Origin of the sequence: Bacillus cereus group sp. BfR-BA-01310 (assembly GCF_022664325.1) — a bacterium.
Taxonomy (GTDB): domain Bacteria; phylum Bacillota; class Bacilli; order Bacillales; family Bacillaceae_G; genus Bacillus_A; species Bacillus_A paramycoides.
This window is the reverse complement of sequence record NZ_JAKUHD010000006.1, coordinates 216,618-242,242: the sequence shown is the minus strand read 5'-3', so window position 1 is coordinate 242,242 and position 25,625 is coordinate 216,618. Positions and strand designations below refer to the sequence as shown.

The following is a 25,625-nucleotide window of genomic DNA, read 5'->3' as shown; positions in this document are numbered from 1 at the left end:
TTATATAATTAGCCAAAGAGAAAAGGTGTTTGAAATGAAATCTTATATTGTAGTTGGAGCTGGAATTTTAGGAGCGTCTACTGCTTATCATCTTGCTAAGGCTGGTGCGAATGTTACTATCGTAGATCGCCAACAATTAGGTCAAGCAACTGATGCAGCAGCAGGTATAGTATGTCCATGGCTTTCACAACGTCGTAATAAAGCGTGGTATAAAATCGCTAAGGGCGGTGCACGTTACTATTCTTCGTTAATTCAGCAATTAGAAGAAGACGGTGAAACGGATACAGGATACAACCGTGTAGGTGCAATTAGTTTACATACTGACGAGAAAAAACTAGATCAAATGGAAGAGCGAGCTTATAAACGACGTGAAGATGCGCCAGAGATTGGTGAAATCACTCGCTTATCAGCTGAAGAAACGAAAAAATTATTCCCAGCATTATCGGAAGAATATAGTTCTGTTCATATTAGTGGAGCTGCACGAGTAAATGGAAGATCATTACGCAACGCATTAATAAGCGCTGCGAAAAAACATGGTGCAACCTTTATAAAAGGCGATGCAGTATTAGTCCGTGAAGGGAATCACATTACTGGAGTTAAAGTAAACGACGAGACAATTTTAGCAGAAAAGGTAATTATAACTGCAGGCGCTTGGGCGAACGAAATATTAAACCCATTAGGTATTAATTTCTTAGTTACATTCCAAAAAGCACAAATTGTTCATTTGCATATGGAAAATACTAATACAGAAAATTGGCCAGTTGTTATGCCGCCAAACGATCAATACATTTTAACATTTGACAATGGTCATGTTGTAATTGGTGCAACACATGAAAATGACACTGGTTTCGATCATCGTGTAACAGCGGGTGGTTTACATGAGGTATTCCATAAAGCATTGACGGTTGCACCTGGTTTAGGAGATGGTACAATGCTTGAAACGAGAGTTGGATTCAGACCATTTACACCAGGATTCTTACCTGTTATCGGACCACTACCTAACTTTGAAGGTATTCTCGTTGCGAACGGATTAGGAGCTTCAGGTTTAACGGCTGGTCCATACTTAGGAGCAGAACTGGCTAAACTAGCGCTCGGACACCCTATTGAATTAGATATAAATGATTATGATGTTGCTGGTGCAATTGAATAATAAAAAAGATTAGGATTTTATCCTAATCTTTTTTATTTATACTTAATTACTATATGGAGTGGGGGTTCTTTTGAATAAAAACACTACTGACAGAATAATAATTACAGCCTTCAAACTGCCCCAATATGGATAAACAGCATGGTCAGTTAAACTAGCATATTGAAAAATATTCTCTAAACCGAAAATCCCTATCATGACTGCTAAAAGGAATGAAACTGTTCCAAACCTCCCATTACGATAGAGGCTAAATAAATACACCGCGAAAATTAGTGGTAAGATGATTTGTAGTACGATTGTCATAGTTCGTCCCCCAGATTATTTATAATTATATTATATGCAAAATTGTAATAAAAAGGAATGTTGCTTGTTTGATACTAATAGAACTACTCTAATCATATTCTTCTATAAAAAAGAATAAAAAGGGGTGTACAGTTAATTGACAAAAGTTAAAGTTAGTTTACGACCCATTGTTCATAATATAAATTTACCGACTGTAATGAAAACAACTATACTTCCGGGCGATTCAACTGAAAGACTATTTATTGCAACACAACTGGGAGAGATTTTTTACATAGGAGACGGAGTTATAAAAACATTTTTAAATATCCGTCCGCAAGTTATCAAGTTAGGTACATCTGAAGAAGGCGTTTCTAGTAGTGGCTATGATGAACGTGGATTGCTAGGTCTAGCGTTTCATCCACAATTTTATCAAAACGGTTTATTTTATCTTCATTATTCAGTAGCTGGAACTCAAGGACCGGGTGCGCTTACTGAACAATTTAAACCGAATCCTTGTGACCCTAAAGCTTTAAACTTAAAGTGGGTAAATAGAGATACTCAGTATGATCATATCGATACAGTTGAGGAATGGATTTTACAATCACATGGTCAACCTCAAAAAAGACGAACATTACTTAATATAAGAAGGCCATTTTTTAATCATAACGGAGTCAATAGTTTAAACTTTTCACCGGAGACTGGAAAACTTATTTATACAAATGGAGATGGTGGATCGGGTTATGATCCATTTAATTTAAGCCAGGATGATTTAGAAATAGCGGGTAAAATAATTGAAATCGATGTAAGTAAAAATACATTCATACATAATCCGCCAGTTGTTACACGTTTCAATGAACTTCCTTTATCTATACAAGAAACACTTACAGTAATTGCGAAAGGAGTTCGTAATATAACAGGTATTTCATTTCAAAGATTTTATAATCAATTTGTAAAATATGCTGGAAATGTCGGACAGGATATTGTAGAGTCTATTTTTTCGTTTGTTCATTATAAACCAATCCCGGTTACCGAACTTGTTCAAACGTATTTAATGAGATCTACTCCTAATCAAGAAGGATTTATTAACTTTGGTTGGCGAGGATGGGAAGGAGACTTGCCCACCTCTTTTATAAGACACTGTTCTGAGAATCCTACTTTGGATGAGAGAACAATGGCTTATTATGATGAAACAATACAAACATCAGTGAAGCGTATTCAACCTCTTATTAGTTATTTTCATAAAGATTCTAGACCGGATAAGTTTGGAGGAACTGCACTTACAGGAGTTCAGCCATATATGGGAACTGCAATCCCGAATTTAAATGGTAGCGTTGTGTTTACTGATCTCGCCAAGAAAGAAGAATCTCAATCTCCAGTTAAAGGCGTTTTAGCTTATACTAGAGCAGGTACAGACGGTAAACATAATGACTTTCATGCTATTGAAACCAATTATGATTTTGGTGCTCAAGCAGCTTATTATGTTAGTTTGGCAACAAATTTGGATCAAACTAGATTATATTTAGGAGTGTATGGTTCTATGAAAGTATCTGATTTTAATAAAGGGACTATTTTTGAAATTATTCCTTGATACGATATAAACTCTCAGTCTAAATTCTTCAAAATACACGATCTGTTGTCCCCCTAAAAATACTTCTATGTATAAATGACTATTGTATAGTGATCGATAACCAGCAGAAAGTAACGCATAAACAAAAAGTGTATGAATAATATAGGAAGTGATGAATTAGGTATATTTGGGGGGGATTTTGATGAATCGGTTTGTACGTTATTGGTATCAACTGATGATAGAGCCGGATGCGAACTTTGTTCATAAAAGAAAGTTGTCCCTTGTAAATAAGTTAGTAATTACAGCTTTAATGAGTGCATTGGCCACCATGTTTCAAGCAGCGGGGAACTTAATTCCTGGTATAGGATTACTCATTAGTCCATTTGCAACGTTACCGATTTTTTTTGCTATTTGTTATTCTATTCGTGAGGGAATACTCTCTTATGTCCTTACTATTTTCCTACTATTTATTATTCAACCAAGCGAACTATTTGTTTTCCCTTTTACTACAGGTTTATTAGGTATAGCGTTAGGAGTATCCTTTCTACAATTAAAGAGGAGAATATGGGTTGTTTCCTTTTCCGCGACATGCCTACTTATAGGTATTATGATCGTTCTCGATATTTTCCATTTTCCAGTACTCGGTCCTGCTGTTCATACAACTATGGATATAAAAATTATTTCATTAATATTTATACTGAGCTTTCTATACTGCTGGATCTATGCAGGTCTTTGTAGAATAATGATGAATAGATTATATAAAGTATTGTATTAATAATGTCATAAAATATTTTTGAACGAATATACGTGTGATGCCATAAAAGTTTAAAAAGAATCAATACACATAAAAAGGCTACTGTTTAGTGCCAAAATAATTTACAATATAAACTTTTCTCGGATATTTTCATAGATTGGAGAATTAATTCATGACTTACGTTGCGATTAGAAGACCGAATTCGAATGATTTAGATGAACTGTACTTGTTTTTCCGCATGGTTATTACGAATACATATAAAGATGAAGGATTATCACAATTATTGGATGACAAAGAAAATGAAATTAATACGAAAAAGCAATATTTGAAAAATGATTTTGATAGTAATGGAGAAAATCGTTACTTTTTATTAGCAATAGATACAAGTAACGAAAAAATCATTGGAACAATTGAAGTCGGTCCAGCAAGTTCATTGATTAATAGTTGTACTGGCGATGTACTTAAAAATTTATATGAAATAGGAACTGTATTTGTCCTTCCTGAATACCAAAGAAAGGGTATAGGGAGTTTACTACTAAATGCAATGTATCTTACATTACTTAGCAGAGGGATAACCGAATACTGTTTAGATAGTGGATACAAAAAAGCACAAAGTATATGGACAAAAAAGTTTGGAAAACCTAGTTATGTACTGAAGAATTATTGGGGAGAATCAAGCGATCATATGATTTGGAAAAAGAGTTTGCATGATATACCTATAATATTTGAATTATAAAATGAAATATACCTCTGAACGTAGCTTTTCTTACATATGTATGCTATTATTTATCTTTATAATAAAAGAGGACGTGAATGAACTTGATTAAAATTAATATTCCTGAGGCTGATGTTTCAATTACTGAACGTAAACAAGTTATTAAAGGAGACGAGCCGATAATTACTCCTATTAACGGTTTTATCGATTTCCACTTGTTCCCTAGAGATAAAGGCGGCATTTTTATGTTTTACAATATTAATGACGAACTTCTTTTCGTAGGTAAAGCTCGTAAGATTAGACAACGTATTAAGAAACATTTTGAAGACAATGTTTCACCAATTAAAAATCACCGTGATGAAGTATACCGCATTGATGCATGTATCGTAGAAGATCCAACAGAAAGAGAAATTTACGAAACATATATCATTAACGAATATAAAGCAAAATATAACGTTGATAAAGTATTCTATAAATAAGCAACATAAACGAAAAACAATCCTAGCATATATACTGGGATTGTTTTTTATTTAGCTTCATTCTTCATTTCTTTCTCCTTTTTTAAAGTGATTAGCAACAATTAAACAGAAAAGCCCTATAAATAAAATTATTACTCCAAGCGTTTTATGTTTTCCTTCAAAGAAAGGAATGTCTGAAATAACATTAGTCATACATAACCCTAAAAACACAAGGATAGGTCCCACCCAAAGTAATACATTGCCGAATTTTGTATGCTTCCACATATTAACCCTCCTCGATTCTCTTTACATATATATCCATAATTTAAAAGTAAATTCATAGAGAAATATAGTTTTTTTCATATCGAAAATTTAACCTTCATATATTGGTACAAGCAAACGAGAAAGGAGACCATCATGAATTGGTTAGAAGCTTTTATTTTAGGCATAATTCAAGGTTTAACAGAGTTTTTACCAATAAGTAGTACAGGGCATCTTTATTTAGGAAGGCATTTGTTTCAATTAGATGAAGCAGGATTATTTTTAGATACGATGCTGCATATTGGGACTTTGCTTGCAGTGTTTATTTATTACAAAAAAGAATTTATATATTTAATTAAAAATCCATTTTCAAAGCTAATGTTATTACTTATTGTCGGGACGATACCTGCGGTCGTAATCGGATTATTATTTAAAGATTTCTTTGAAGATATTTCAAAAACAGGTATCACCATTGGTTGGGAATTTTTAGTGACAGGTTTATTCCTGTATATGGCCGATAAACAAAAGAATGGTCGTAAAAAAATGGACGACATTACATATAAAGATGCATTTATCATCGGTTCATTTCAAGCGGCTGCTATTTTTCCGGCAATTTCTCGTTCTGGAATGACAATTGTCGCTGCATTATGGAGAAGGTTAGACCGCGAAACAGCTGCTTACTTTTCTTTTTTATTATCAACACCAGCCATTGTCGGAGCTATCATCTTGCAATTTGTTGATGTTTTTCAAGGGAAAGCAGAATCTATTTCTAGTACATCCTTAATTGTCGGAACGTTATCAGCAGCTTTCTTTGGTTACATAGCAGTTTCATGGATGATTCAATATTTAAAACGTCATTCATTAAAAGTATTCGCGTATTACGTATGGGGGCTAGGTATTTTAATTTTAACGTTGCAATTTACTCATGTATTTTAAATATAATGATAAAGAAGCTATTAGTTTAAGATCCTGTTTCATTCATACACGACAGGATCTCTTTTCATTAAGGGGGAAAATATGTTTAATAAAGCTATTGTTATTGGCGGAAGTATTGCGGGAAAACTCGCAGCAAAAGCATTATCAACTACTTTTAAAGAAGTAATCATTTTAGAGGCTGGGGAAAGATGGAACGGAATAGACCCTCGTAAAAGAGTTCCACAAAGCAATCACCCTCATGTGTTATTAAAAGGCGGAGAAAAAGCAATTGAGGAATTGTTCCCTAATATTACTAATGAATTAATAGAAGCAGGCAGCATCGTAAATAACTTTACTCGGGATTTAAAATGGCATCAATTTGGCTTATGGAAACAGCCATTTATAGGAGAAGTGCATATGATCCAACAAAGTCGTCCTATGCTAGAATCACATATTCAAAACCGAATTAAACAAGTTTCAAATATTACTACGAAGTATGAAATATTGGTTGAAGCATTACAAGTAGATGAAAAACGTAACAAAGTATATGGAGTAAAGGCTAAATGTTTAGAGAAAGGCACGCAAGAAGAAATTCACGCAGATATTGTTGTTGATGCGAGTGGATTTGGTTCAAAAAGCATAGGGTGGTTACGAGCATACGATATTGAAGTGAAAGAAGAGAAAGTACGCATTGATTTATTTTACGCAACTAGAATGTTTAGGCTAAAAGAAGATGAGACGTTAGACTATTGCAATATGCTAATGTCTCCAAGTTTTCCGGAAAACCCTTATGGTGTACTTATACAAACGATTGAAGATAATCGTTATTTTGTTACTTTTAGTGGATATGCAAATGAGAAAGCACCACGAACTGATGATGAGTTTTACAATTTTGCTGAAAATCTTTCAATCCCTAATGTAACAGATTTTCTAAACAAAGCTGAGGCGATTACCGATATAAAAACGTACAAAATTCCTTATCAAGTACGTCGGAGATTTGATCTAGTTAATAATTTACCAGAAGGATTGTTAGTAGTTGGAGATGCACAATGTCGTTTTGATCCCGTTTTCGGTCAAGGTGTTTCAGTTGCAGCTATGGAAGCTCACCAATTGCAAGTACTTCTGCAAGGGAGAAAACAGCTCGATAAAACATTTACACAACAATTTTATAAAAAAGCCGCTAACATAATAGAAACCCCTTGGGATATGACAACAACGGAAATATCACGTCACCCGCAGCTAAAGAGAGAATTAACTATGAAGCAAAAGTTTCAGCTTTGGTACACGAAACAAATATATCGACTATCCGCAAGTGATTCTGACGTTTATATTCGATTAGTACGAGTGATGAATTTAATTCGTAGTCCATTTCATCTTTTTCATCCGAAAGTGTTACTAGCTGTATTACTTAATCGAAAGAAATAGCAGGAATATAATCGATTAAAAAAGAATGTATAGCAGTTAGTAAATTAAGAAGGAGTATACGGGATGGAAATATACATAGAGCAACTAAAGAAACAAGATGCTGAGGATTTATTTACGTTTGAACTTACGAATAAATCTTTTTTTGAAACAATGGTACCAAATCGCGGTTCAAAATATTACGATTTTGAATATTTTCAAAAACTACTAGACGATTTATTAATAGAACAGGCAGATGGAAATTCTTATTTTTATTTAATTCGTAATGATGAAAAAGAAATTGTAGGACGAATAAATTTAGTAGATATAGATACGGAAACTCGAATCAGTTCGTTAGGTTATCGAGTTGGAGAAAAGTTCACTAAAAAAGGAGTTGCAACAGCAGCTGTAAAATTAATTTTAGACGTAGCGAAAAATAATGAAATTAATGAGGTTCATGCTAAAACAACGACTAATAATCTCGCATCACAAATTGTACTAGAAAAAAGCGGATTTTCTTATAAAAACGAAGCAGATACAACTTCTGTAGAATTAAACGGAGAACATGTAAATTTTGTACATTATATTTGGAGAAATACTTCGTGTTCAAAATAATAGGGGGGACTTATTCATGAAGGATTTACGTTATCCAATTGGCCAATTTACTTATGAAGGTACAATTACAGAAGAAATGATTGATAAATGGATTCAAGAAATTGAGGATTTACCAAATGAATTAACAAAAGCGATAAAAGACTTAGATCAGAAACAGCTAGATACACCGTATCGTGTTGGTGGATGGACAGTTCGTCAAGTCGTTCATCATGTTGTAGATAGCCATATGAATAGCTACATACGCTTTAAATTAGCACTAACAGAAAAGAATCCGACTATTAAGCCATATAAAGAAGAAAAGTGGGCAGAGCTACCTGATTCAAAGCTACCAGTAGATGTTTCACTTGTTATGCTAGATTCATTACATAAAAGATGGGTAAACTTATTATATTCTTTAGAAACTACGGATTTAGAAAAGACATTTAATCATCCTGAATCTGGGGAAACAAAACTTGCTGCTGCAATCGGTTTATATGCATGGCACGGTCGTCATCATACAGCTCATATTACGTCGCTCCGAAAGCGTCTAAATTGGTAAAATGGAAATTACATTAGAGAAGGCGACAGAAATTGATGCAGAAATTATTTTTCATATGCAAGTAGAATCATTTAGCTCATTATTAGAAAAGTATAAGGATTATGAAACAAGTCCAGCAAGTGAATCCATTGATAGAACAATTTCAAGAATAAATCATCCGGACGGTGGTTTCTATAAAATTATAGTAAATACGAATCTTGTTGGCGCGATATGTATATCACGAAAAGAAGATCCCTCAAGATTTTGGATTAGCCCAATGTTTATTCATCCAAACTATCAAGGGAACGGAATTGCTCAAAAAGTATTAATTTTAATCGAAGAGATGTTTCCGGAAGCAACTACTTGGGAGCTTGCTACAATTTTAGAGGAAGAACGAAATTGTTTTCTATACGAAAAGATAGGGTATAAAAGAACAGAATTAAAAAATAAATTAAATGATAAAGCAACTTTAATTTATTATAAAAAAGAAAGGTAAAGCACATTTTAAACGCTTTACCTTTTTGTGGTGTTTTAGATTAAATATACAAATTTAATGTATATTCTTCCAAAATATTCGGGTTAGTATTTTTGAAAAAGAATAAATATACAAAAACAAACTATTTTGTCGTGTATGTTACTAACGCTTTTTGAATACTTAATATGCTATCGTCACCTTTAAATTCTTTCGTAATTGGCGTGCTCAAACTAGAAATCCAAATTTTAAGTTCTGCATCTAAATCAAAATGCCCAGCTGTTTCAATACTAAATTGTGTAATACTTTTATAAGGGATAGAATGGTATTCTGTTTTTTTACCAGTTACTCCTTGTTTATCTACTAAAATAAGACGGCGATTTGTAAATACGATTAAATCGCGAATTAATTTATAAGCATGCTCAACTTTTTCATCATCTAGCATAATCTTTTCTAAATCACGTTCTACACTTTCTGTACTCGCATTTGATGCATTTCCTAAAATACCACTAAATAAACCCATATGAAATTCCTCCTTTATAATATGTGGAATGAGTTTCTTATATTGTACCATGCTATTGAATAAGAAATTATGACATACGTTCAATAGTTTTTCGCCAAAGTTGCAATTAATTTATATAACCTCATCCTAAAATCTTGTGCTAACATGTAATTAAGAAAACAGAAGCAGAGGGATTAAGCATGAATAATATCGGTTTAGTTTTAGAAGGTGGCGGAATGAAAGGGTTATATACTGCAGGAGTACTCGAGTATTTTATGGAAAGGGACTTATTCTTTCCATATGTAGTCGGTGTATCCGCTGGAGCATGTATGGGAGCAACATATTTGTCACGTCAAAAAGGAAGGAATAAGAAAGTAAATACAGAGCTAGTAGCAGATCACAGATATATATCTTATCGAAACTTAATTCAAAAACGTGAATTATTTGGAATGGATTTTTTATTTGATGAAGTACCAAACAAAATTGTACCGTTTGATTTTCAAACTTTCCTAAATTCAAATGAACAGTTTGTAATCGGAACAACCGATTGCGAATCAGGACAGGCAGTTTATTATAATAAAACAGAACATGGAAATGATATTTTGAAAGTTATTCGTGCATCAAGCTCTGTACCATTTATTGCACCTGCTGTAGAATATGATAATCGAAAATTGTTAGATGGAGGGATTATAGATCCTATTCCAGTTTTCAAAGCACAGAATGATGGTTATAAAAAGAACGTTGTTATTATGACAAAGCCAGAAGGATATGAGAAGCAGCGGAATAAATTTTCTGGACTGTCCAAAATTTTATATAGAAGATATCCGAAAATCGCAGAACTTTTAGTAGAACATTATCGTTTTTATAATGAAACCGTATCTTATATGAATCACAACGAACAAAAAGATAATTTTTATGTAATTCAGCCAAGCGCACAGCTTCCTATAAGCGGAATAGAAAGAAATAAAGAAAAGCTCGTTAATTTATATAATCTTGGATATAACGATGCTCATAATCATTATGAAAACTTATTGAATTGGATGAAGAAATAAAGGGGTGGAGAGCTGATATTAGGAAAAAAGGTTATTTTTAATGAATTGCTGAAAATGCATAGTCTTCTGAATAAGCCATTTCCTTATCGTGACACACGAAAATTGCGGCAAGACTATAAAAATACATTGTCAGAGGATGACTGTATAAATGCCGATTTAAATTATTATTGGATACATACAGCAGGAACTTTGAGTAGGGTACTTAATAAAAACGAACATAAAATTTCGTTTCAACAAATACTAAGGCTACGAAAATCGTTTTTTGAATACTTTCCACAATATCGTATTCTTGAAACAGAAATTGTGAAATATCCCATTTTATATAGAGATTTCATGAATTTTGAAAAGGCTAGAAAACTGTTACTTTACTACCTTACTGAATAAAAACGAACAGGCTAAATGGCTTGTTCGTTTTTTAGTTCATAGAATAAACAATATTACTACATTGTTTATATAGGGATTTCTCTCATGAGAAAGAAGTACATATAGAATGCTGTAAAGGAGGGAGGAGGAGTGCAATTATAGTTCACTTTTAAATAACACACGTAAGAATCATATTTATACGCCTCATGATTATTCTCACACTTCACACCTCCAAGAACTACTCATTTTATTTGATGGGAATTCGTTTATTGAAAATCTTTCAATCACAAGAACACTTAATTATTTAATTTATGAAAAAGAAATTCCATCTTGTATTACTGTTGCTATAGATCATGTAGATCGATTAGATGATCTCACTTATAACGATAAAATGAATAAATTTTTAACAGATGAATTACTTCCGTGAATTCAAGCTAGATATCATGTGCTTAAAGAACCAAAGCATACAAAAATTGCTGGTTTAAGTCTTGGTGGTTTAGCAGCTTTTTATGCAGCACTTCAAAATCCTCATATTTTCGGGAATGTGCTGTCATTGTCAGGATCTATACATTGGAAAAAGGAAGGATTCGAAAATAATATTCCTTGGATGGAGAATCAAATTGTATCTGTAAATTTAAATGCAAATCATGTTCAATTTTATATGACAGCAGGACAACTTGAAAACGAACCTCTTTTAAAGGCGAATAGACAGCTGTATGGAGCTTTAAAAGAAAAAGGATATCAAACCACTTATGAAGAGTTTTAAGGCGGTCATGATAGCGTTTGGTGGCGTGAAAAGTTATTTGATGGATTAAGAGCATTAAAATATACAAAAACAACACTATAAAATGAAAGGGAGAATGAATTTATGAATCAAGATGAATTAGATAAGAAACTAAAAAAACAAGAAATTTTAGTGAAAGATGAGAAAGTTTGGTCTTATACGTATGAGGATCATATTAGTTCTATCGTTAAACGGGCAGAAAAGACAGGAGCGTTTAATGATTTACCTGGTAAAGGGAAACCTCTTAATCTTGATAAAGACCTTTCGTACAATCCTGAAAAACAACTTTATAGAACTTTGAAGAATAATCATGTTTTACCTAGGTGGATTGAACTTTCGAAGGAAATTGATAATCTAAAAGAAAAGCAAAAAGAGGCAAAAGATGCAGAAGAAGCAGCTAAACTAATTCAAACTATCAATAAAAAGGTCTCAGAACATAATTTACTTTGTCCGCCAAGTGCGCAAAAAATGAGGGTGAAAACGGATTTTTAGCTTTTTTTAATGAAACCACTTTTCGCTATACAATAGAGGTAGGTATTTATAATTTACCTTTAAAGAGAGGCAAAAGAAATGAAGAATACGTATCGGCTTAAAATACCGAAAGAACTCGAGCAGTATCGAAGTGGTTTTGAAGACAGTGTGAAATCTTATATTAAAGTGTTTGGAACTCAAGCAGAAACAACGCTTTTTGAGAGCAATTTTGGTGGATACCCGTATTTACCTTTAAATCATGATCACCCTAAAGATTCAAATGGACAAGCTATGATGTTACTTACGCAGTTAAACTTTGAAGATATTCCTCATATTGAATTTATGCCAACTAAGGGATTGTTACAATTTTTCATTAGTGCAGAAGATAAACTTTTTGGAGCAGACTTTGAGCAACCAACTACACAAAAAGACTTTCGTATTATTTATCATCCTGAAATAATGCAAGATTCAACTAAGATTATCACTGATTTTAGTTATTTAAACCCTTTAAATTTAGAGGAGTTTATCATACCTGAAGCAGCAAAACTAACATTTGAATTAGACTATCAACCTGTATCCGCTAGAGACTATCGATTCGAAAAGATTTTTCAAGATAACATTGATTTAGAAAAAATTATTAATGATAAAAATGAAATACTAGAACTAAGCGACCTATACGATGAACATTATGATGGTGAAGGTCATAAAATTGGTGGATATCCATTCTTTACACAAACTGATCCGAGAGATTGGGGAGAAGAATTATTAGAACATAATGTGTTATTATTACAAATCGATACTGATGATGCTTTAAACATCATGTGGGGAGATGCTGGTGTAGCTAATTTCTTTATACGTGAAAAAGATTTAATAAACTTAGATTTTTCTAATGTAGTTTATAATTGAGAGTGCTATTAAAATAACAATTTAGAGCATTGCTTATTTTGAAGTAGGGAATAGGAGCCTATTTCTTAACGTATATATGTATAAGTGTTATAAAATAAAAATCTTCCTAACTGTTAGGAAGATTTTTATATAAGAATAATTAATTATGTTAACCAAATTAAAAATAGAAATTGTAATAAAAGTCAAGTGATGATTTTAAAAAAATAATATAACATGTAGCAAATCGTATATGTAGCTAAAAATGATAAATCAATCTCAGTGGAAAATTTATTAGTCATAAAAATATTTTAATCGAATTTAAATTTTTGTTATAAATGTATCGTTACATAAATTTTTTTGTGCTTATAAACAGAACGATTCATGAATTTTAAGTTCGAATTTGCTATGAACTGATTGAATACAAATTTAGTGATAAAAACGTAAAAAATCATTTACATTTGATTTAGTATAAATCTCATTACAAATATCTCTCTCATCTCATTAAGTATAGTTTACTTGGTTTTTGATACAGATAAATGTCTATTTTATATAACTTTGTATAATATATATTATGTAAACTAGAAAAAGTTAAAAAAACTTATTGTATATTAGTTCAGGTTGTTGCGCTTCCCTTTTCTTTGTTTATTCATGATTAGTTGTTTGTTTTACGGTTTGATAAAGTTTGATAGCCTGTTATAAGTTGCTCTAATTAATTTTCGGTGTTTACTGTCGAATTATTACCGCGAACAAATTGTTTTTAAGACAATAAAAAGCAATTTGTTTAATAATTAGCTTTAAACAAATTGCTTTGATATTAATTTAATTAATAATACGTTTTTAAATTAGTTTGCTACAGCAATTGCTTCAATTTCAATTAATAGTTCGTCGTGAATTAGTTTGTTAACTTCTAAAGCTGAACTAGCTGGTGGATTATTTGTGTTGATGTATTGATCTCGAATATCTCTAACAATGGCCATTTGCGAAATGTCCGTTAAGAAAAATGTTAATTTTACTACATCGTTAAAATTTAATTCTGAAGTTTTTAATGCAATTTTAATATTTTCAAATACTTGTCGCGTTTGTGTTGCTAAATCTCCAATTCCAACTATATGGCCATCGGTATTAATAGCCACTTGTCCAGATATGTAAATTGTGCGTTTAGCATTATTGACCTCGACTATATGCGAATATCCGAAAGTTGCTGGCATATTTTCTGGATTGATAAATTTCTTTTGCAAGGTGCCTCTCCCCTTTTTATATCGTATTTTCTTCATGTTCAATTTCAATTTTGGATGACTATCTATTTTACAAATGATCTTTCACATATCCTTCTGCTACATATGCGAAGTAATAATATGCTGCTTATATTTATAAAATTAGGTATTTAACGTATTTAATTGATTATATATGTTTGATTTTCTTGAATGCTGATTCTAATTATGTCTTGTTTTATTAATTCTTCAGTTACTTTTGTATAGAAAAAGTGATACCACCAAATAAAAAATTCTTCGTAAGTTATTTCTTTTGAGTATCTGCTGCTTGCAAAGTATTCTTTTAAAGGTTTCTCATTTTCTTTAAATAATAAGATCAAATCTTCACTGATCGTGTTCGCGATTTCGCTAAGTATAGATAAGTCAGCTTTTTTAAACACTGGGATAACAGGTTGTGAATTTTGATATAAGCCTAATTTTTCGTATAATGCAATTAAATTTAAGTCTACTGGTTTATCTACTGCTACAAAATTTTTAACTAATTGCTTTTTCGTATAATTAATATCAGTAATAACATCGTGAAAATGTTCTTTAAAAGCTTCTTTATTCGCATTTATTAAATTTAAAGTCGTATATCGAGTGTTTCCATAAAGTCCAATTTGATATTCTCCTAAATCCAAATACGTATTACCATATATTCCAAAGGCCTCTTTGTCTGTTTGTTCTTGTTCTAGAATCGCATAATAATATCTTTTATTGTTTCTCAAAGGCCGTTCTGTTTCTAAATAGTTTTCTTCAATGTTAATTATTTGTCCAAAATCTAATAACACACCGCTATAAAGCAAAAGACTATACGATTCTTTAGCTAAATGATTAAATGTCTCGATTCTTTTAGAAATAGCATCAATTTGATTATAATACTTCTCAATTATGTTAAGTGTAGGTTTAATTAGAGGCTCACATAGGTTATACAGATTTTCTCCTTCATTAGCTGTTATAACCATACACGTTGGATAGTAACTCCCTTCTGTCTTTTTCAATAAACCTTCTAGTTCTAGTGCACGCATTTGTTTTTCGAATTTCTCGTTAGTCCAATTTAGCTTTGTTTTTATAGCATTCGATTCTATGCCCAGATGGAGCATTACTAGTAAATATCGTAGATTTGTTCCACTTATTTCTATTGATGGATAATTATCTCCAGATGAAATCATTTTAGCCTCATAAGCTGTTTGCAGTATATTCTCTGGGATATTATTAACAACTAACATTAAATCCCTCCTTTTTTAATAAAAAAATTGTAAAATCTATGTATTTATTATGTTCTATAAATAAAAATAAGTATCCTCTAATAAACTGAAATTAAAATCCTCAGTATACTCCTTTTGGATAATTAGATGAATTCCTGCTTCTTAAACCTATAGAAAAACTTATATTCTGCGTTGTTTATGATAAGGAATTTACTTAATTAAAACAATTTACAATTACATAATATTAGTTTTAGCTGCTGCTAAATGAACTTCATTTTATATTTACAAATAATAAATTTGACGAATTTATGAAATGTACTGCATTTAAGATGAAAGGTAAAGTCTTCTTTAGTGGTGATAGTGGCTATGCTCCCCACTTTAAAGAAATTGGTGATAAATACGGCCCGTTCGACCTTACTTTAATGGAATGCGGGCAATATGATACGAGATGGTCTGCTATTCATATGTTACCTGAAGAAACTGTTAAAGCTCATATAGACGTTAAAGGATGATTACTTGGTCCTATACATTGGGGTGCTTTTACATTAGCATTACATGAATGGAGCGATCCAAACGAACGAGTTACGAAAGAAGCAAATCGTTTAGAGGTTAATATTGCAACGCCACAAATTGGTGAATCTATTACTTTAAAATCTACAGATTATCCTACGTCAGCTTGGTGGCGAGAAATTTAATCATTATAAAAAGCGAACTATATTAAGGCAGTTCGCTTTTTGTTAATTCACTTATTATGGACTTCTCTTATGTGTACTGGAACTGCATTTTTCATCTTTTCTTTTGTCCAATATCCTGAAGGGTCCTCTGTATTGTTTGAGTCTTGAATTGTAGATGGGATATTTGGAGCTTTTTTTAATTGAGTAAGAGCATCTTTTTTGATAGATGCTGCAAAAGCTAAATAAATAATTGAGGATAATATAGTAATCATACTAGTGATATTAATCCAAAATAAAAGCTTTTCTTTTTTCATGAACTCCTCCTTTCTTTACATGTTCCCTCCAATTAAGCTATTAAGCTCTAAAACATATATTTACTATAAAGTATCCTTTACAAACTTCTCAAACTTATCCATTTCCTCGACAAATGGATTGTGATTACTTTCTTCAAATGTTGTTAGCGTTGCGTTCGGGATTAGATTTGCTATTTCTTGTGAAAATATGTATGGGCATTGCGCATCATGCTTGCCACAATATATAAAACTTGGTATTTCTACATGTTTAAGTTTCTGACGGACATCATAGTCTTTATATTCAACTTGTCTAAAATAATTTAACCGATCTCCAACTACTTTCCCGCTATTTGGCAGTTTTAATGATTCTTCAAGCTTTTCTTCAGAATAAAAAGACATAAGTGCCCACTCTTTACCTAATGTTTTTCTTTCTTCTTGTCGTGTATTAGGGTCATTTAAAGAATTCATAATTGAAACGATTCTATTGAAATTTTTATTTTCACTGCAGTATATACTATCTTTATGAGATGCATATTCTTTACTTGCCGATGCGCCACCAGCAATAATTTTTGTTAAACTTTCTTGTGCTTCAGTTGCATAAACAAGAGCGAGCATACCTCCTGTAGAATGACCCGCAAAAGCCCACTTATTTATATGTAAAGCTTCTCTAATCGCTTCTAAATCTTTTACGGCTTCTGCCATACTATATTCCGTATCGTCATTTGCTGGATCTGAATTACCGCAGCTTTTTAAATTAATTAAATACACGCTGTAACAGTCAGTGAACGGGTTTGCGAAAGTATTTCCATTATCGTTATATTCACTATACAAATGTGTGACACATAAAGGAGGGCCTTCTCCCTTTTGAAAATATTCAAACTTTCCTCTTGGCGTTGTGATAATGTTTGTTTTCCACATATTGAACCTCCACCTAGAATTTCTTTTTCTCTCCATTTGTTTTTTTAAAAGTTAAACTATTTCACTATATTTGCTTTCCCGCTATCTAAAACTCTACTTGTCGGTACAGAGGTAATATTAATAACTGTATCCATGCTCTTATCAGTCAGTTCGATGAGTTCGTTTTCGTGATTTATTTTATTTAAATCCCATACCATTCCATTAAACTCGTTATGCTGTCCGCTTACTCTTACAATACTTTTTGTTTTATTTGAAGGCTGTATTTGAAGGTTTGTAAATTGATTCCCACTTATCTCATTTGGTGTAGTTACATGACTATCCATATAAATCATATTTACACAATCCTCTAGAGAAAAGTTCATAAAACGATTGGCATTTATCCAAGCATGTCCAGAATTCGGTTTTTTTGCTACTAATTTTATCCCAATTTCCATTCCTACAACTTTAATGTTTTCGAAGTTAATAAACGAAATTTCATTTTCTTTTCCACCGGAATATAAAGAAATTCCTGTACCTTTATTTGTTTCAGTCCAATTTATAATATTTATATCTTTTATTTGTGTTTTGTGCCAAGTGTTATAATACTTATTCTTTCCGTCTAAATATATAACTTCAGAATTAAATTTAGGATCATCGATAGCTATATAAGCTCCTTCAATAGAAGCATTTTTTTCTAGTTCTAGAACCCTAAAGTTTCCCTCAACAACAAATTGTGTTCCATAACCGAATAATAATTTCACCCCTTTTTTAACAATAATTGGTGACGTGATTTTATACTTTTTATCATCGAGCAATACTGTTTTAATTTTACTAGACTCTGCTTTATTAATAGCAGATTGTATTTTGTTTGAATCATTGTTTCCTTTAAAGTCTTCTACATACAACTTATCATTTTTAGCCAAACTTTCTTTATTGTAGTAATGATAAAAAGCAAAAATAATTAGAACTATACCTATGAGTAAAACAATTAATTTCTTCATCACATTCATCCTTATATAAAATTTCTCCTTAGTAACTCTTTAAATGCACTATGTTTTTTATATTTAGGTAGTAATTATTTTGCTATATATTACAGATTACAATTGATACTTTGTTTATGATTGAATTGTATTTAGAAGTTATTTATTCCTCCCTTTTTTCCTAATAAGCTCTAACTGGTGATATAAGATGTACAGCTGCAGATTGTTCTCCTGCTTCAATTAATATCGGTCTCATAGAACCACCAAAGCTTAAAGTAACTATATCTTCTTTCATTGCTTTTAAAGCATCAACCATAAAGCGTCCATCGAAAGATATATTTAATTGCTTTTGTCCGTGAATGGTATCAATTTGTTGTGTTTCTGATATTTTACCGACCTGAGAAGCGTTAGAAGAGATTTTTATTGTGGATTCATCGATGATTTCTAAATTTACGTTGTTATTCGCCCATTCACTTGCTAATAAACTAGATCGATCTACACCTTGTAAAATCTTTTTTCTGTCTATGTTAATTACTGTTTGAAATTCATGTGGTATTAGGCTAGATATATTAGGGTATTTTCCTTCAATTAGTCTTGAATACAACGTAATTGTACCGAATTTAAAAATAATGTGACTCTCTGAAAGATATATGTATACAAAATTTGAATTGTTGTTCATTAATTTTAGAAGTTCACTAATAGTTGAACTTGGTATAATGCAATTTGCTTTCGCATGAGATGAAATTAGTATTTCACGTAAAGCCAGTCTATGTGAATCAGTCGCAGCGCAAACTAATTTATTGTGATCAAATACGATATGTACGCCAGTAAGAACTGGTCTGGATTCATTTTTAGCAGCTGCAAAGGAAGTTTGTTTAAATACTTCGATTAATTTTTCTGTCTCTACTTGTATTTTTGCATGTTCGTCTATATATGGTACATTAGGAAACTCATTCGCTAAGAATCCATTTAAGTTTAATGTAATTTCATCAGATTGAATGGTAATTATTTGCTCATTCATGCTTTTTATTAAAATATCACTTGGCATTTTCTTTATAATTTCAATGAAATATTTAGCCGGTACAACAATACTTCCTGCTTTAAAGATAGTTGCAATTTGTTCGTCTTCAATTGAACTAGGTATAAATTTTTCAATGAAAATATTCGAATTGCTTGCGATTAAAGTTATTCCAGATTGATTTGCTGTTATTTTAATTCCTGATAATATAGGAATTAAAGTTTTTGTCGAGATAGCTTTACTCACTTCTGAAAGAGCTTGTGTAAATTGTTTGTGTTTAACAATAAACTCCATTTTTCCCCCGCCTTAAATGAAATAATATCTTTATGAAGATTGATGAATTATAGTTCCATTAAAAATATAAGGTACTGTTTCTTTCCCTTGCAAAATTCCTTTTAATTGTTCTGGTATACGTAAATAAGGTTCTGCTGTATGTAATTCCATCCATATAATCTCTTCAATTTCTTTTGGCCGCGATATACATATTTCTCCTCCGATTATTTCCCCTAAAAAATTAAAGAAGATTGCATGATGTCCTCTCTCCTCAAAAAGGGCTTCGCTAATGAAACAAATCCCTTTTATGGATATGTCTAATCCTGTTTCTTCTTTCACTTCACGAATAGCAGCCTCTTCTAACGTTTCCCAGGATTTAACTGCGCCACCTGGTAATGTGTAATAAGAACCATTTTTCCCTTTGTTTTTAACCATTAAAAGTTTTTCATGAGTTTCATCATATAAAAGTGCGTATGTTACATTTACTTTTTTCATATGTAGTCCCCTTCAACAATAAGAATTTTCTGTCTTTATTACATTCTACCATTAATTTGTTTTGATTCATAAAAAGTAATATGAGTAAATAATGAATATGAAACGATATCCCGTTCATAAACACAGAAAAAAAGAGCATATTTTGAAAAAGATTCATCAAAATACACTCTTAAATGATTCATTTATAACCTTTTTTCTAAATAGTAATGATTATGCCCTTTAGGGTGATCTTCACTCATTCCAATCACTGTATAACCATGCTTTTTATAAAAATTGGGGGCTTGGAAACTAAAAGTATCTAAGTTTATCAGCCGACATTCTTTTTCAATTGCAACTTCTTCAATAAGATTCATTAATTTGCTCCCGTAACCTTCGTGTCTATATTCTTCAGAAACCCATAGGAAGTCAACATGTACATGGTGCCAAAATATGATTGCCGTTATCCCTCCTACTATTTCTTCTTTTTCATTTTTCACTATAAAACTAATCTTTTCAGAGGGTGTTTTTTCTTCATTTGAAAGATGTTTTTGGTTATATTCAATTACTTTTTCTCTTATGTAATCACTATCTTCTTGTATCCATTGCTTTACTATTTTCATTTTAACTATCACGCTCCTTTATGTTATTTATTCAATTTAATAATCGGATTGTCCTGTCTTCTTTAATATTAGGTTATGTAGTAAGTAAAGAGACAAAATTAGATTTTTTGAATGACATCCATTGTTTATACATTATTTTGTAATGAAAAAAAGCCCTAGTATAAGGACTTTTTTTAGTATTAAGCTATTTTCCGATTTAACTGTTTTATTTCCTTCTTCTTTTCTGTATTTGGTGGACGGATTAAAATAGAAATAACGAAAGATATAATACTTAAAACACCGATTGTAATAAAGGTTGGCTGAAATCCTCCAAGTAATGCGCCGATAAATGATCCTGCAAGTGCACCAAATCCGAACCCTTGGTAAACAACCCCATAATTAGTACTATGGTTTTTTAATCCGAAGAAATCCCCGACAATGGCTGGGAATATAGTGATGTTACCACCAAAGCAAAAAGCAACACTTGCTACACATGCAAAATAAATACCGTAATTCAATGGAATAAAACTTAAAGTAAAGACGGACAATCCAATAATCACAAATGTCGCAGAAACGATTTTTAATCGGCCTATTTTATCCGATAACGTTCCGAGAATAATTCTCCCCACTGTATTAAAGATGGCAATCATTGCGACCGCATTAGCAGCGGTTGCTGCACTAAGACCAACGAGTTGTACTCCAATGTCTTTTACCATACCAATTAAATATAAACCACCCATACATGATGTGAACAACATAATAAATAAGAGATATACTTGCTTAGTTCGCATCATTTCACGTGTAGTATAATCGTTCTGTAATGATTCAGTTACAGTATTACTAATATTTGCCTCACGTAAGAAGAACGATCCAATTAACACTAAAAGTAAAACGATAATGCCCCAATATAAAAATGCTTGTGATACACCAAGGCTATCGATTAGCTTTCCGTTTACATATTTAAAGATTAAGCTCCCCATTCCGTATGCTGAAACAGATATACCAGATATAAGCCCTTTACGGTTTGGAAACCATTTAATTAAATTAGATAGTGATGTAATATATGCGGTTCCATCAGCATATCCAACGACAACACCGGCTAGTAAATAAAGTAAAGGTAATGAAGAAACTTGTGAACTAAGTATTAAACCGATTCCTAAAAAAATTCCTGCAGTAGCGATAAGTTTACGGAGTCCGAACTTCTTCTGTAGCTTACCTGCAAATAAAGTTGAAAAAGATAAAGAAAAACTCGTAATAGAAAAAGTTATTGCGACGGCATTAAGATTCCATCCAAACTTACTTACAAGGGGTTGATTAAATAAACTCCATGTATAAATCGTTCCGAGGCCAATTTGTACAATGATTGTACCTAGAACAATTAGCAACGGATTTATAGATGTTTGTTTCATACTAACTGTCCCCTTCTTTTTTTCATGACATGAATTTTCACAGTTAGTATATCCATGATAAATTGCAAGATACTGTACGGAAAATGGAAATTAAGTTAGTATACACAAAAAGACACTTCATATAAGAAGTGCCTTTTTGCAGGTTATATACAGAAATATTTAAAGAAAGCTTTGTTAAGATAAGACATTTTCAAATGCTTATGTACATATGTTATCAAATAATTGTCTAAATGTGATGAGACTTAAGACGTATTTTTCTTTCATAAAAAAGTCGGAGAGAAAATTAATATTCAATTTCCTCGAAGTCTTTCGGTTGCGGTACAGTTTGCATATTAGCTGCATCTTTCGGATCACTATAAATCGCGTTTTGTTCCGTATTTACATCTTTTATATTTTGCTTCTTATTTTTACGCACTTCTTTCTTCATTAAACCTCACTCCTTTACTTTATAGGAGTAGTTATGCCCTCATCGTATTATTTTTATTGCTGCTAAATGTATCAGCGACTAAATTACTAAATTCACGTAAATAATATAAATAATTATCCCCGCCGTAGTTATATCTTTTGTTGTACATTTTTGCGACGACAACATTATATTCTGGAATCACTAAAATTGTTGGTCCTGTAATTCCTAATATTTGATAAGTCCCTTTAGGAACTCGTTCACCAAGTTCGCTATGCAATGCAGGCTCATTTTGAACGAACCAAAATAGCCCGTTTTGTGGCAGTTCTTTATTTATATAGGCTGGACTCTGTAAACTCGTAGCAATTTTTATAACTTCTTCTGGCACAATTTGTTTACCAGTTATGACACCTTGATTTAAATGAAGATTTCCCCAATAAGCAAATTCTCTAGCAGAGACAAAAAGATTTTTTTCCGTACCATCATCTACTGTGCCAATAGTACATATCGCGTCATCGTTTGGATTTACAACAACATTAACTAAATTATCATCTTGCTGTCTTCTCCATCCTGTTTCTTTGAAGTTAGCTGGTTTAAATACACGCTCCTTTAACAGTTCAGGAAAACTTTTATTATAAAGCTGATAAATAAGACGTGTAATCATTCTTACATTAATATCTCTATACGCCCAAGCTTGTCCAGGTTCAAATTCACGATAAATTGTCCCATCATCAGTTTCATTTAATCCGTGCGAATGGGTTACTAAATGTCTTATTGTTGTTTTACCGAGTAACGAAGGATCATAGTCTTTAAAATAAATTACTGCTTCGTCATCTAGAGATTTTATTTTCCCCTCATAAAGCGCATATGCTACCATTAGTCCTAAATAACTTTTTCTAGCGGAAGCAACATTGAACTGTGAAGTTGCTGTTATCTTTTTACTATTTGGTGTGTTTGAATGATTTCCGCTATAATGCTCTAGTACAATTTTATTATTTTTTATAATACAAAGTGCTGCCGCAGAACTTTGGTTTGTCTCTTTAATGTTTTCTACCCATGAAATTAACTTCTCAAATGTGTACAAATGAACATCTCCCTACAACGTATAAAAATGACAGTATGAAAGAAAAGCGTCAATACTATATAATCGGGTATCTACACTTTTCTTTCATGAAATTTACTATTAATTTATGTTACTTAAATAATCCACCAGCTCCAGCAATTAGAGCAGCCGAAACAACCAACACAACCAACACAGCCTACACAACGTCCACCACAACCACCACAGCGTCCACCACAACCACCACAACGCCCGCCGCATCCGCCACAACGCCGTGCATCATCTTGAATGTAGTAGTAAGGATACTGACTTTGTTGTTGATCCCAGTACACTACATTACCAGGTTGATACTCATTTAGGTTTAATGATTGTAGTTCTTGTTGAAACTCATTCATTACGAAAACCTCCATTTATAAATATAAATTCCGTCCAAATTTTTAAGTATATTTACTTTTTAAAATAAAGTAGAAATAAGGCTATAGACTAAATGCGTACATCAACAAAATATGACTTTACATTAGGTGATGTACCTTGTTTTTGAGCCTATTTTCTTTATATCTTTTCGGTGGACGTATTTACTATAAATAGAGCGACTTAAAGGTTACTAATCCAACAATTTAGTAGTTCATCACTTAATCTTCTTTCAAGTAATTCTTTAACTAAAGGCGACGGCATTATTTTATAAGAATTAATACTCTCATTATTAAAATCAATCCAATGAAATGCTAGATGTGATTCTTTAGATATTGGTGCTAAATTACAATGTAACTCTTGTGAATCTATTTCAAAAACGTGGTTAATTTCATGATGAAGTGTTTCTCTGTCTTGCCATTGGTTTTCAATGACTCCTAAAAATTGTTTTATACTGCAACTTACTCCAAGTTCTTCTCGTAACTCTCTTATTAGTGCGTTCTCTGCTGATTCACCAACTTCAACATGACCGCCAGGTAAAAAATAGTGATGTCCTATGTATTCAGCAACTAGAAATTTTTCATCTTTAATCATAACAGCTCGTACAATGTGATGGAATTTACTGTTCAATTGATATTCCTCCTAGTTATTTACTTTATACCTGATTAAAATAGGCATTTAAAATTGGGATAATGTAAATCATAGGCGTCTCATAAGGATGAATTTCATTTATAACTTCGAGAGCATCTTTTACAAGTTCTCGTTTACACTTTATTTCAACTTTACATTCTTGACCTTCACATATTTGATCAATTTCGCCATTAAAAGGTGTTGCCTCTGCCAATGGTCTCCAGTATCCTTTAACTGAACTATAAGAAAGACAATTGTCATAATGTCCAGTTCTACAAGCACCAACTTTATTTAATTCATCTCGTAATAATACAACGTATTCTTCAGGAATAAACACTTCGATTTTAACCTCAGTAAATTGCATGTATCAGTTCACACCTTTACCTTATTAAAGTTATACAAATAAACGATATACTTGCTCACCATCATAAATCTTTCCTAATGGTTGAAAACCGTAACGTTCATATAGTTTTTTTGCAGAAATATTATCCTTATGTACAGTTAATCTAATTTCTTTACACTCTTTAAATCTATTTTTTATTAAATTAATAATTTCCTTTAACGCTGCTTTACCATATCCATTTCCTTGCTGCTTTTTATCAATGATAAATCCGTTTATCCAATACATGTCTGTTGTCTCCCGTACAAAAGCGTGCATAATAAAACCAACTATAAGATCACGATCATATATAGCGAAAGGAATATATTCAACGTTTTCACCATCTGGCTTTATGTATACTTTAGCAAGTGATACTGCAACTGCCGGTACAAATTTTGTTTGATTTTCTTTAACTTGTAAGTTTAATGCCTCTTCCCAATTTTCTCTCGTAACAACTTTTAATTGGACGTTCAATATTTTAAGCTCCTTTGTATAGAGAATGTATC

General features: G+C 31.9%; 31 protein-coding genes and 3 pseudogenes. 16 read left to right on the top strand and 18 right to left on the bottom strand.

Translation table 11 applies throughout. The annotated features are described in order from the left end of the window. Nucleotides 1-34: 34 nt before the first annotated feature. Nucleotides 35-1,150, top strand: coding sequence for an NAD(P)/FAD-dependent oxidoreductase (locus tag MR109_RS15455; RefSeq protein ID WP_242272810.1), 1,116 nt, complete (start codon nt 35-37; stop codon nt 1,148-1,150). Between the two features lie 42 nt (nt 1,151-1,192). Here MR109_RS15455 and MR109_RS15450 read toward each other — a convergent pair whose 3' ends face one another. Beyond that, entirely contained in the window at nt 1,193-1,450 is a 258-nt protein-coding gene (locus tag MR109_RS15450; protein WP_242272808.1) for a hypothetical protein, read from the bottom strand. Between the two features lie 136 nt (nt 1,451-1,586). On the opposite strand from MR109_RS15450, the gene MR109_RS15445 reads away from it, so the two are divergent. The 4 genes from MR109_RS15445 (at nt 1,587) to MR109_RS15430 (ending at nt 4,944) form a co-directional block, all read left to right on the top strand. After that, nucleotides 1,587-3,017 carry a PQQ-dependent sugar dehydrogenase gene (locus MR109_RS15445; RefSeq protein WP_242272806.1) on the top strand — a complete coding sequence of 477 codons (1,431 nt, stop codon included), beginning with the start codon at nt 1,587-1,589 and terminating at the stop codon, nt 3,015-3,017. Between the two features lie 181 nt (nt 3,018-3,198). Continuing rightward, on the top strand, nt 3,199-3,771 hold the full coding sequence (locus MR109_RS15440) for a YybS family protein (protein ID WP_098304691.1): 573 nt from the start codon (nt 3,199-3,201) through the stop codon (nt 3,769-3,771). Between the two features lie 151 nt (nt 3,772-3,922). Next, nucleotides 3,923-4,486: a GNAT family N-acetyltransferase gene (locus MR109_RS15435; RefSeq protein WP_098475970.1), complete on the top strand. Its 564-nt coding sequence runs from the start codon at nt 3,923-3,925 to the stop codon at nt 4,484-4,486. Between the two features lie 77 nt (nt 4,487-4,563). After that, nucleotides 4,564-4,944, top strand: a complete 381-nt coding sequence (locus MR109_RS15430; protein WP_001048941.1) for a nucleotide excision repair endonuclease — start codon at nt 4,564-4,566, stop codon at nt 4,942-4,944. Nucleotides 4,945-5,001: 57 nt separating this feature from the next. Here the strand turns inward: MR109_RS15430 and MR109_RS15425 are convergent, their stop codons facing one another. Further along, nucleotides 5,002-5,208, bottom strand: a complete 207-nt coding sequence (locus MR109_RS15425) for a hypothetical protein (protein ID WP_002172120.1) — start codon at nt 5,206-5,208, stop codon at nt 5,002-5,004. Between the two features lie 132 nt (nt 5,209-5,340). Between MR109_RS15425 and MR109_RS15420 the strand changes: the two genes are divergently transcribed. The 5 genes and pseudogenes from MR109_RS15420 to MR109_RS15400 form a co-directional block, all read left to right on the top strand. Beyond that, a complete protein-coding gene (locus tag MR109_RS15420; RefSeq protein ID WP_242272804.1) occupies nt 5,341-6,120 on the top strand; it encodes an undecaprenyl-diphosphate phosphatase in 780 nt (259 codons plus the stop codon). 81 nt (nt 6,121-6,201) lie between these two features. Further along, nucleotides 6,202-7,524, top strand: a complete 1,323-nt coding sequence (locus tag MR109_RS15415) for an FAD-dependent monooxygenase (RefSeq protein WP_242272802.1) — start codon at nt 6,202-6,204, stop codon at nt 7,522-7,524. 63 nt (nt 7,525-7,587) lie between these two features. After that, nucleotides 7,588-8,115 carry a GNAT family N-acetyltransferase gene (locus MR109_RS15410; protein ID WP_071719475.1) on the top strand — a complete coding sequence of 176 codons (528 nt, stop codon included), beginning with the start codon at nt 7,588-7,590 and terminating at the stop codon, nt 8,113-8,115. Nucleotides 8,116-8,131: 16 nt separating this feature from the next. Continuing rightward, nucleotides 8,132-8,653 carry a YfiT family bacillithiol transferase gene (locus MR109_RS15405; protein WP_025149060.1) on the top strand — a complete coding sequence of 174 codons (522 nt, stop codon included), beginning with the start codon at nt 8,132-8,134 and terminating at the stop codon, nt 8,651-8,653. Between the two features lies 1 nt (nt 8,654). Then, nucleotides 8,655-9,128 (top strand): annotated as a pseudogene (locus MR109_RS15400) (GNAT family N-acetyltransferase); the annotation flags it as partial. A 121-nt stretch (nt 9,129-9,249) separates the two neighbouring features. Here the strand turns inward: MR109_RS15400 and MR109_RS15395 are convergent. Then, nucleotides 9,250-9,627: a PH domain-containing protein gene (locus MR109_RS15395; RefSeq protein WP_098475976.1), complete on the bottom strand. Its 378-nt coding sequence runs from the start codon at nt 9,625-9,627 to the stop codon at nt 9,250-9,252. A 179-nt stretch (nt 9,628-9,806) separates the two neighbouring features. Between MR109_RS15395 and MR109_RS15390 the strand changes: the two genes are divergently transcribed. The 5 genes and pseudogenes from MR109_RS15390 to MR109_RS15370 all read left to right on the top strand — a co-directional run bounded on the left by MR109_RS15390 (nt 9,807) and on the right by MR109_RS15370 (nt 13,182). Then, a complete protein-coding gene (locus MR109_RS15390) occupies nt 9,807-10,658 on the top strand; it encodes a patatin-like phospholipase family protein (RefSeq protein ID WP_242272798.1) in 852 nt (283 codons plus the stop codon). Between the two features lie 12 nt (nt 10,659-10,670). Next, nucleotides 10,671-11,042, top strand: coding sequence for a YxiJ-like family protein (locus MR109_RS15385; RefSeq protein ID WP_242272879.1), 372 nt, complete (start codon nt 10,671-10,673; stop codon nt 11,040-11,042). 136 nt (nt 11,043-11,178) lie between these two features. Continuing rightward, nucleotides 11,179-11,868 (top strand): annotated as a pseudogene (locus tag MR109_RS15380) (alpha/beta hydrolase); the annotation flags it as partial. A 21-nt stretch (nt 11,869-11,889) separates the two neighbouring features. After that, a complete protein-coding gene (locus MR109_RS15375; protein ID WP_242272796.1) occupies nt 11,890-12,297 on the top strand; it encodes a DnaJ family domain-containing protein in 408 nt (135 codons plus the stop codon). A 78-nt stretch (nt 12,298-12,375) separates the two neighbouring features. Continuing rightward, nucleotides 12,376-13,182 (top strand): YwqG family protein, encoded by an 807-nt coding sequence (locus MR109_RS15370; protein WP_242272794.1) that lies wholly within the window; start codon nt 12,376-12,378, stop codon nt 13,180-13,182. 821 nt (nt 13,183-14,003) lie between these two features. On the opposite strand, the gene MR109_RS15365 is transcribed toward MR109_RS15370, so the two are convergent. Both MR109_RS15365 and MR109_RS15360 read right to left on the bottom strand, forming a co-directional pair. Continuing rightward, nucleotides 14,004-14,399 carry a RidA family protein gene (locus MR109_RS15365; protein ID WP_048373803.1) on the bottom strand — a complete coding sequence of 132 codons (396 nt, stop codon included), beginning with the start codon at nt 14,397-14,399 and terminating at the stop codon, nt 14,004-14,006. A 155-nt stretch (nt 14,400-14,554) separates the two neighbouring features. After that, nucleotides 14,555-15,640 carry a hypothetical protein gene (locus tag MR109_RS15360; RefSeq protein ID WP_242272792.1) on the bottom strand — a complete coding sequence of 362 codons (1,086 nt, stop codon included), beginning with the start codon at nt 15,638-15,640 and terminating at the stop codon, nt 14,555-14,557. Between the two features lie 317 nt (nt 15,641-15,957). Between MR109_RS15360 and MR109_RS15355 the strand changes: the two are divergent. Beyond that, nucleotides 15,958-16,314: pseudogene (locus MR109_RS15355) on the top strand (MBL fold metallo-hydrolase); the annotation flags it as partial. A 47-nt stretch (nt 16,315-16,361) separates the two neighbouring features. Here the strand turns inward: MR109_RS15355 and MR109_RS15350 are convergent. The 13 genes from MR109_RS15350 to MR109_RS15290 all read right to left on the bottom strand — a co-directional run bounded on the left by MR109_RS15350 (nt 16,362) and on the right by MR109_RS15290 (nt 25,593). Continuing rightward, on the bottom strand, nt 16,362-16,607 hold the full coding sequence (locus tag MR109_RS15350; RefSeq protein WP_242272790.1) for a hypothetical protein: 246 nt from the start codon (nt 16,605-16,607) through the stop codon (nt 16,362-16,364). 63 nt (nt 16,608-16,670) lie between these two features. After that, entirely contained in the window at nt 16,671-17,504 is an 834-nt protein-coding gene (locus MR109_RS15345; protein WP_242272788.1) for an alpha/beta fold hydrolase, read from the bottom strand. Between the two features lie 56 nt (nt 17,505-17,560). Further along, nucleotides 17,561-18,484 carry a hypothetical protein gene (locus MR109_RS15340; RefSeq protein ID WP_178939849.1) on the bottom strand — a complete coding sequence of 308 codons (924 nt, stop codon included), beginning with the start codon at nt 18,482-18,484 and terminating at the stop codon, nt 17,561-17,563. Nucleotides 18,485-18,644: 160 nt separating this feature from the next. Further along, nucleotides 18,645-19,775 (bottom strand): DNA polymerase III subunit beta, encoded by a 1,131-nt coding sequence (gene dnaN, locus MR109_RS15335; protein WP_242272785.1) that lies wholly within the window; start codon nt 19,773-19,775, stop codon nt 18,645-18,647. 30 nt (nt 19,776-19,805) lie between these two features. Beyond that, the gene (locus MR109_RS15330; RefSeq protein ID WP_242272784.1) at nt 19,806-20,249 is read right to left on the bottom strand and encodes an NUDIX hydrolase; all 444 of its coding nucleotides are present in this window, start codon (nt 20,247-20,249) and stop codon (nt 19,806-19,808) included. Nucleotides 20,250-20,431: 182 nt separating this feature from the next. Beyond that, nucleotides 20,432-20,848: a GNAT family N-acetyltransferase gene (locus tag MR109_RS15325; RefSeq protein ID WP_242272782.1), complete on the bottom strand. Its 417-nt coding sequence runs from the start codon at nt 20,846-20,848 to the stop codon at nt 20,432-20,434. 179 nt (nt 20,849-21,027) lie between these two features. After that, complete coding sequence (locus tag MR109_RS15320; RefSeq protein WP_048373787.1) at nt 21,028-22,236, bottom strand: L-lactate MFS transporter; 1,209 nt, start codon at nt 22,234-22,236, stop codon at nt 21,028-21,030. A 283-nt stretch (nt 22,237-22,519) separates the two neighbouring features. Continuing rightward, nucleotides 22,520-22,663, bottom strand: a complete 144-nt coding sequence (locus MR109_RS15315; protein ID WP_025149072.1) for a hypothetical protein — start codon at nt 22,661-22,663, stop codon at nt 22,520-22,522. A gap of 31 nt (nt 22,664-22,694) precedes the next feature. Continuing rightward, nucleotides 22,695-23,723, bottom strand: a complete 1,029-nt coding sequence (locus MR109_RS15310) for a serine hydrolase domain-containing protein (protein ID WP_242272780.1) — start codon at nt 23,721-23,723, stop codon at nt 22,695-22,697. A gap of 113 nt (nt 23,724-23,836) precedes the next feature. Then, complete coding sequence (locus tag MR109_RS15305; protein WP_048373782.1) at nt 23,837-24,094, bottom strand: heterocycloanthracin/sonorensin family bacteriocin; 258 nt, start codon at nt 24,092-24,094, stop codon at nt 23,837-23,839. A gap of 199 nt (nt 24,095-24,293) precedes the next feature. Beyond that, entirely contained in the window at nt 24,294-24,740 is a 447-nt protein-coding gene (locus tag MR109_RS15300; RefSeq protein ID WP_178939842.1) for an NUDIX domain-containing protein, read from the bottom strand. Between the two features lie 25 nt (nt 24,741-24,765). Continuing rightward, nucleotides 24,766-25,104: a divalent cation tolerance protein CutA gene (gene cutA / locus MR109_RS15295; protein WP_071719459.1), complete on the bottom strand. Its 339-nt coding sequence runs from the start codon at nt 25,102-25,104 to the stop codon at nt 24,766-24,768. Between the two features lie 30 nt (nt 25,105-25,134). Then, complete coding sequence (locus tag MR109_RS15290; protein WP_071719458.1) at nt 25,135-25,593, bottom strand: GNAT family N-acetyltransferase; 459 nt, start codon at nt 25,591-25,593, stop codon at nt 25,135-25,137. Nucleotides 25,594-25,625: the final 32 nt, after the last annotated feature.

What these genes read in the sequence shown, in the direction of transcription:
- MR109_RS15455 (WP_242272810.1), top strand. Translation starts at nt 35, where the DNA reads ATGAAATCTTATATTGTAGTTGGAGCTGGAATTTTAGGAGCGTCTACT.
- MR109_RS15450 (WP_242272808.1), bottom strand. Translation starts at nt 1,450, where the DNA reads ATGACAATCGTACTACAAATCATCTTACCACTAATTTTCGCGGTGTAT.
- MR109_RS15440 (WP_098304691.1), top strand. Translation starts at nt 3,199, where the DNA reads ATGAATCGGTTTGTACGTTATTGGTATCAACTGATGATAGAGCCGGAT.
- MR109_RS15435 (WP_098475970.1), top strand. Translation starts at nt 3,923, where the DNA reads ATGACTTACGTTGCGATTAGAAGACCGAATTCGAATGATTTAGATGAA.
- MR109_RS15430 (WP_001048941.1), top strand. Translation starts at nt 4,564, where the DNA reads ATGAACTTGATTAAAATTAATATTCCTGAGGCTGATGTTTCAATTACT.
- MR109_RS15425 (WP_002172120.1), bottom strand. Translation starts at nt 5,208, where the DNA reads ATGTGGAAGCATACAAAATTCGGCAATGTATTACTTTGGGTGGGACCT.
- MR109_RS15420 (WP_242272804.1), top strand. Translation starts at nt 5,341, where the DNA reads ATGAATTGGTTAGAAGCTTTTATTTTAGGCATAATTCAAGGTTTAACA.
- MR109_RS15415 (WP_242272802.1), top strand. Translation starts at nt 6,202, where the DNA reads ATGTTTAATAAAGCTATTGTTATTGGCGGAAGTATTGCGGGAAAACTC.
- MR109_RS15410 (WP_071719475.1), top strand. Translation starts at nt 7,588, where the DNA reads ATGGAAATATACATAGAGCAACTAAAGAAACAAGATGCTGAGGATTTA.
- MR109_RS15405 (WP_025149060.1), top strand. Translation starts at nt 8,132, where the DNA reads ATGAAGGATTTACGTTATCCAATTGGCCAATTTACTTATGAAGGTACA.
- MR109_RS15395 (WP_098475976.1), bottom strand. Translation starts at nt 9,627, where the DNA reads ATGGGTTTATTTAGTGGTATTTTAGGAAATGCATCAAATGCGAGTACA.
- MR109_RS15390 (WP_242272798.1), top strand. Translation starts at nt 9,807, where the DNA reads ATGAATAATATCGGTTTAGTTTTAGAAGGTGGCGGAATGAAAGGGTTA.
- MR109_RS15375 (WP_242272796.1), top strand. Translation starts at nt 11,890, where the DNA reads ATGAATCAAGATGAATTAGATAAGAAACTAAAAAAACAAGAAATTTTA.
- MR109_RS15370 (WP_242272794.1), top strand. Translation starts at nt 12,376, where the DNA reads ATGAAGAATACGTATCGGCTTAAAATACCGAAAGAACTCGAGCAGTAT.
- MR109_RS15360 (WP_242272792.1), bottom strand. Translation starts at nt 15,640, where the DNA reads ATGTTAGTTGTTAATAATATCCCAGAGAATATACTGCAAACAGCTTAT.
- MR109_RS15350 (WP_242272790.1), bottom strand. Translation starts at nt 16,607, where the DNA reads ATGAAAAAAGAAAAGCTTTTATTTTGGATTAATATCACTAGTATGATT.
- MR109_RS15345 (WP_242272788.1), bottom strand. Translation starts at nt 17,504, where the DNA reads ATGTGGAAAACAAACATTATCACAACGCCAAGAGGAAAGTTTGAATAT.
- MR109_RS15340 (WP_178939849.1), bottom strand. Translation starts at nt 18,484, where the DNA reads ATGAAGAAATTAATTGTTTTACTCATAGGTATAGTTCTAATTATTTTT.
- dnaN (WP_242272785.1), bottom strand. Translation starts at nt 19,775, where the DNA reads ATGGAGTTTATTGTTAAACACAAACAATTTACACAAGCTCTTTCAGAA.
- MR109_RS15330 (WP_242272784.1), bottom strand. Translation starts at nt 20,249, where the DNA reads ATGAAAAAAGTAAATGTAACATACGCACTTTTATATGATGAAACTCAT.
- MR109_RS15325 (WP_242272782.1), bottom strand. Translation starts at nt 20,848, where the DNA reads ATGAAAATAGTAAAGCAATGGATACAAGAAGATAGTGATTACATAAGA.
- MR109_RS15320 (WP_048373787.1), bottom strand. Translation starts at nt 22,236, where the DNA reads ATGAAACAAACATCTATAAATCCGTTGCTAATTGTTCTAGGTACAATC.
- MR109_RS15315 (WP_025149072.1), bottom strand. Translation starts at nt 22,663, where the DNA reads ATGAAGAAAGAAGTGCGTAAAAATAAGAAGCAAAATATAAAAGATGTA.
- MR109_RS15305 (WP_048373782.1), bottom strand. Translation starts at nt 24,094, where the DNA reads ATGAATGAGTTTCAACAAGAACTACAATCATTAAACCTAAATGAGTAT.
- cutA (WP_071719459.1), bottom strand. Translation starts at nt 25,104, where the DNA reads ATGCAATTTACTGAGGTTAAAATCGAAGTGTTTATTCCTGAAGAATAC.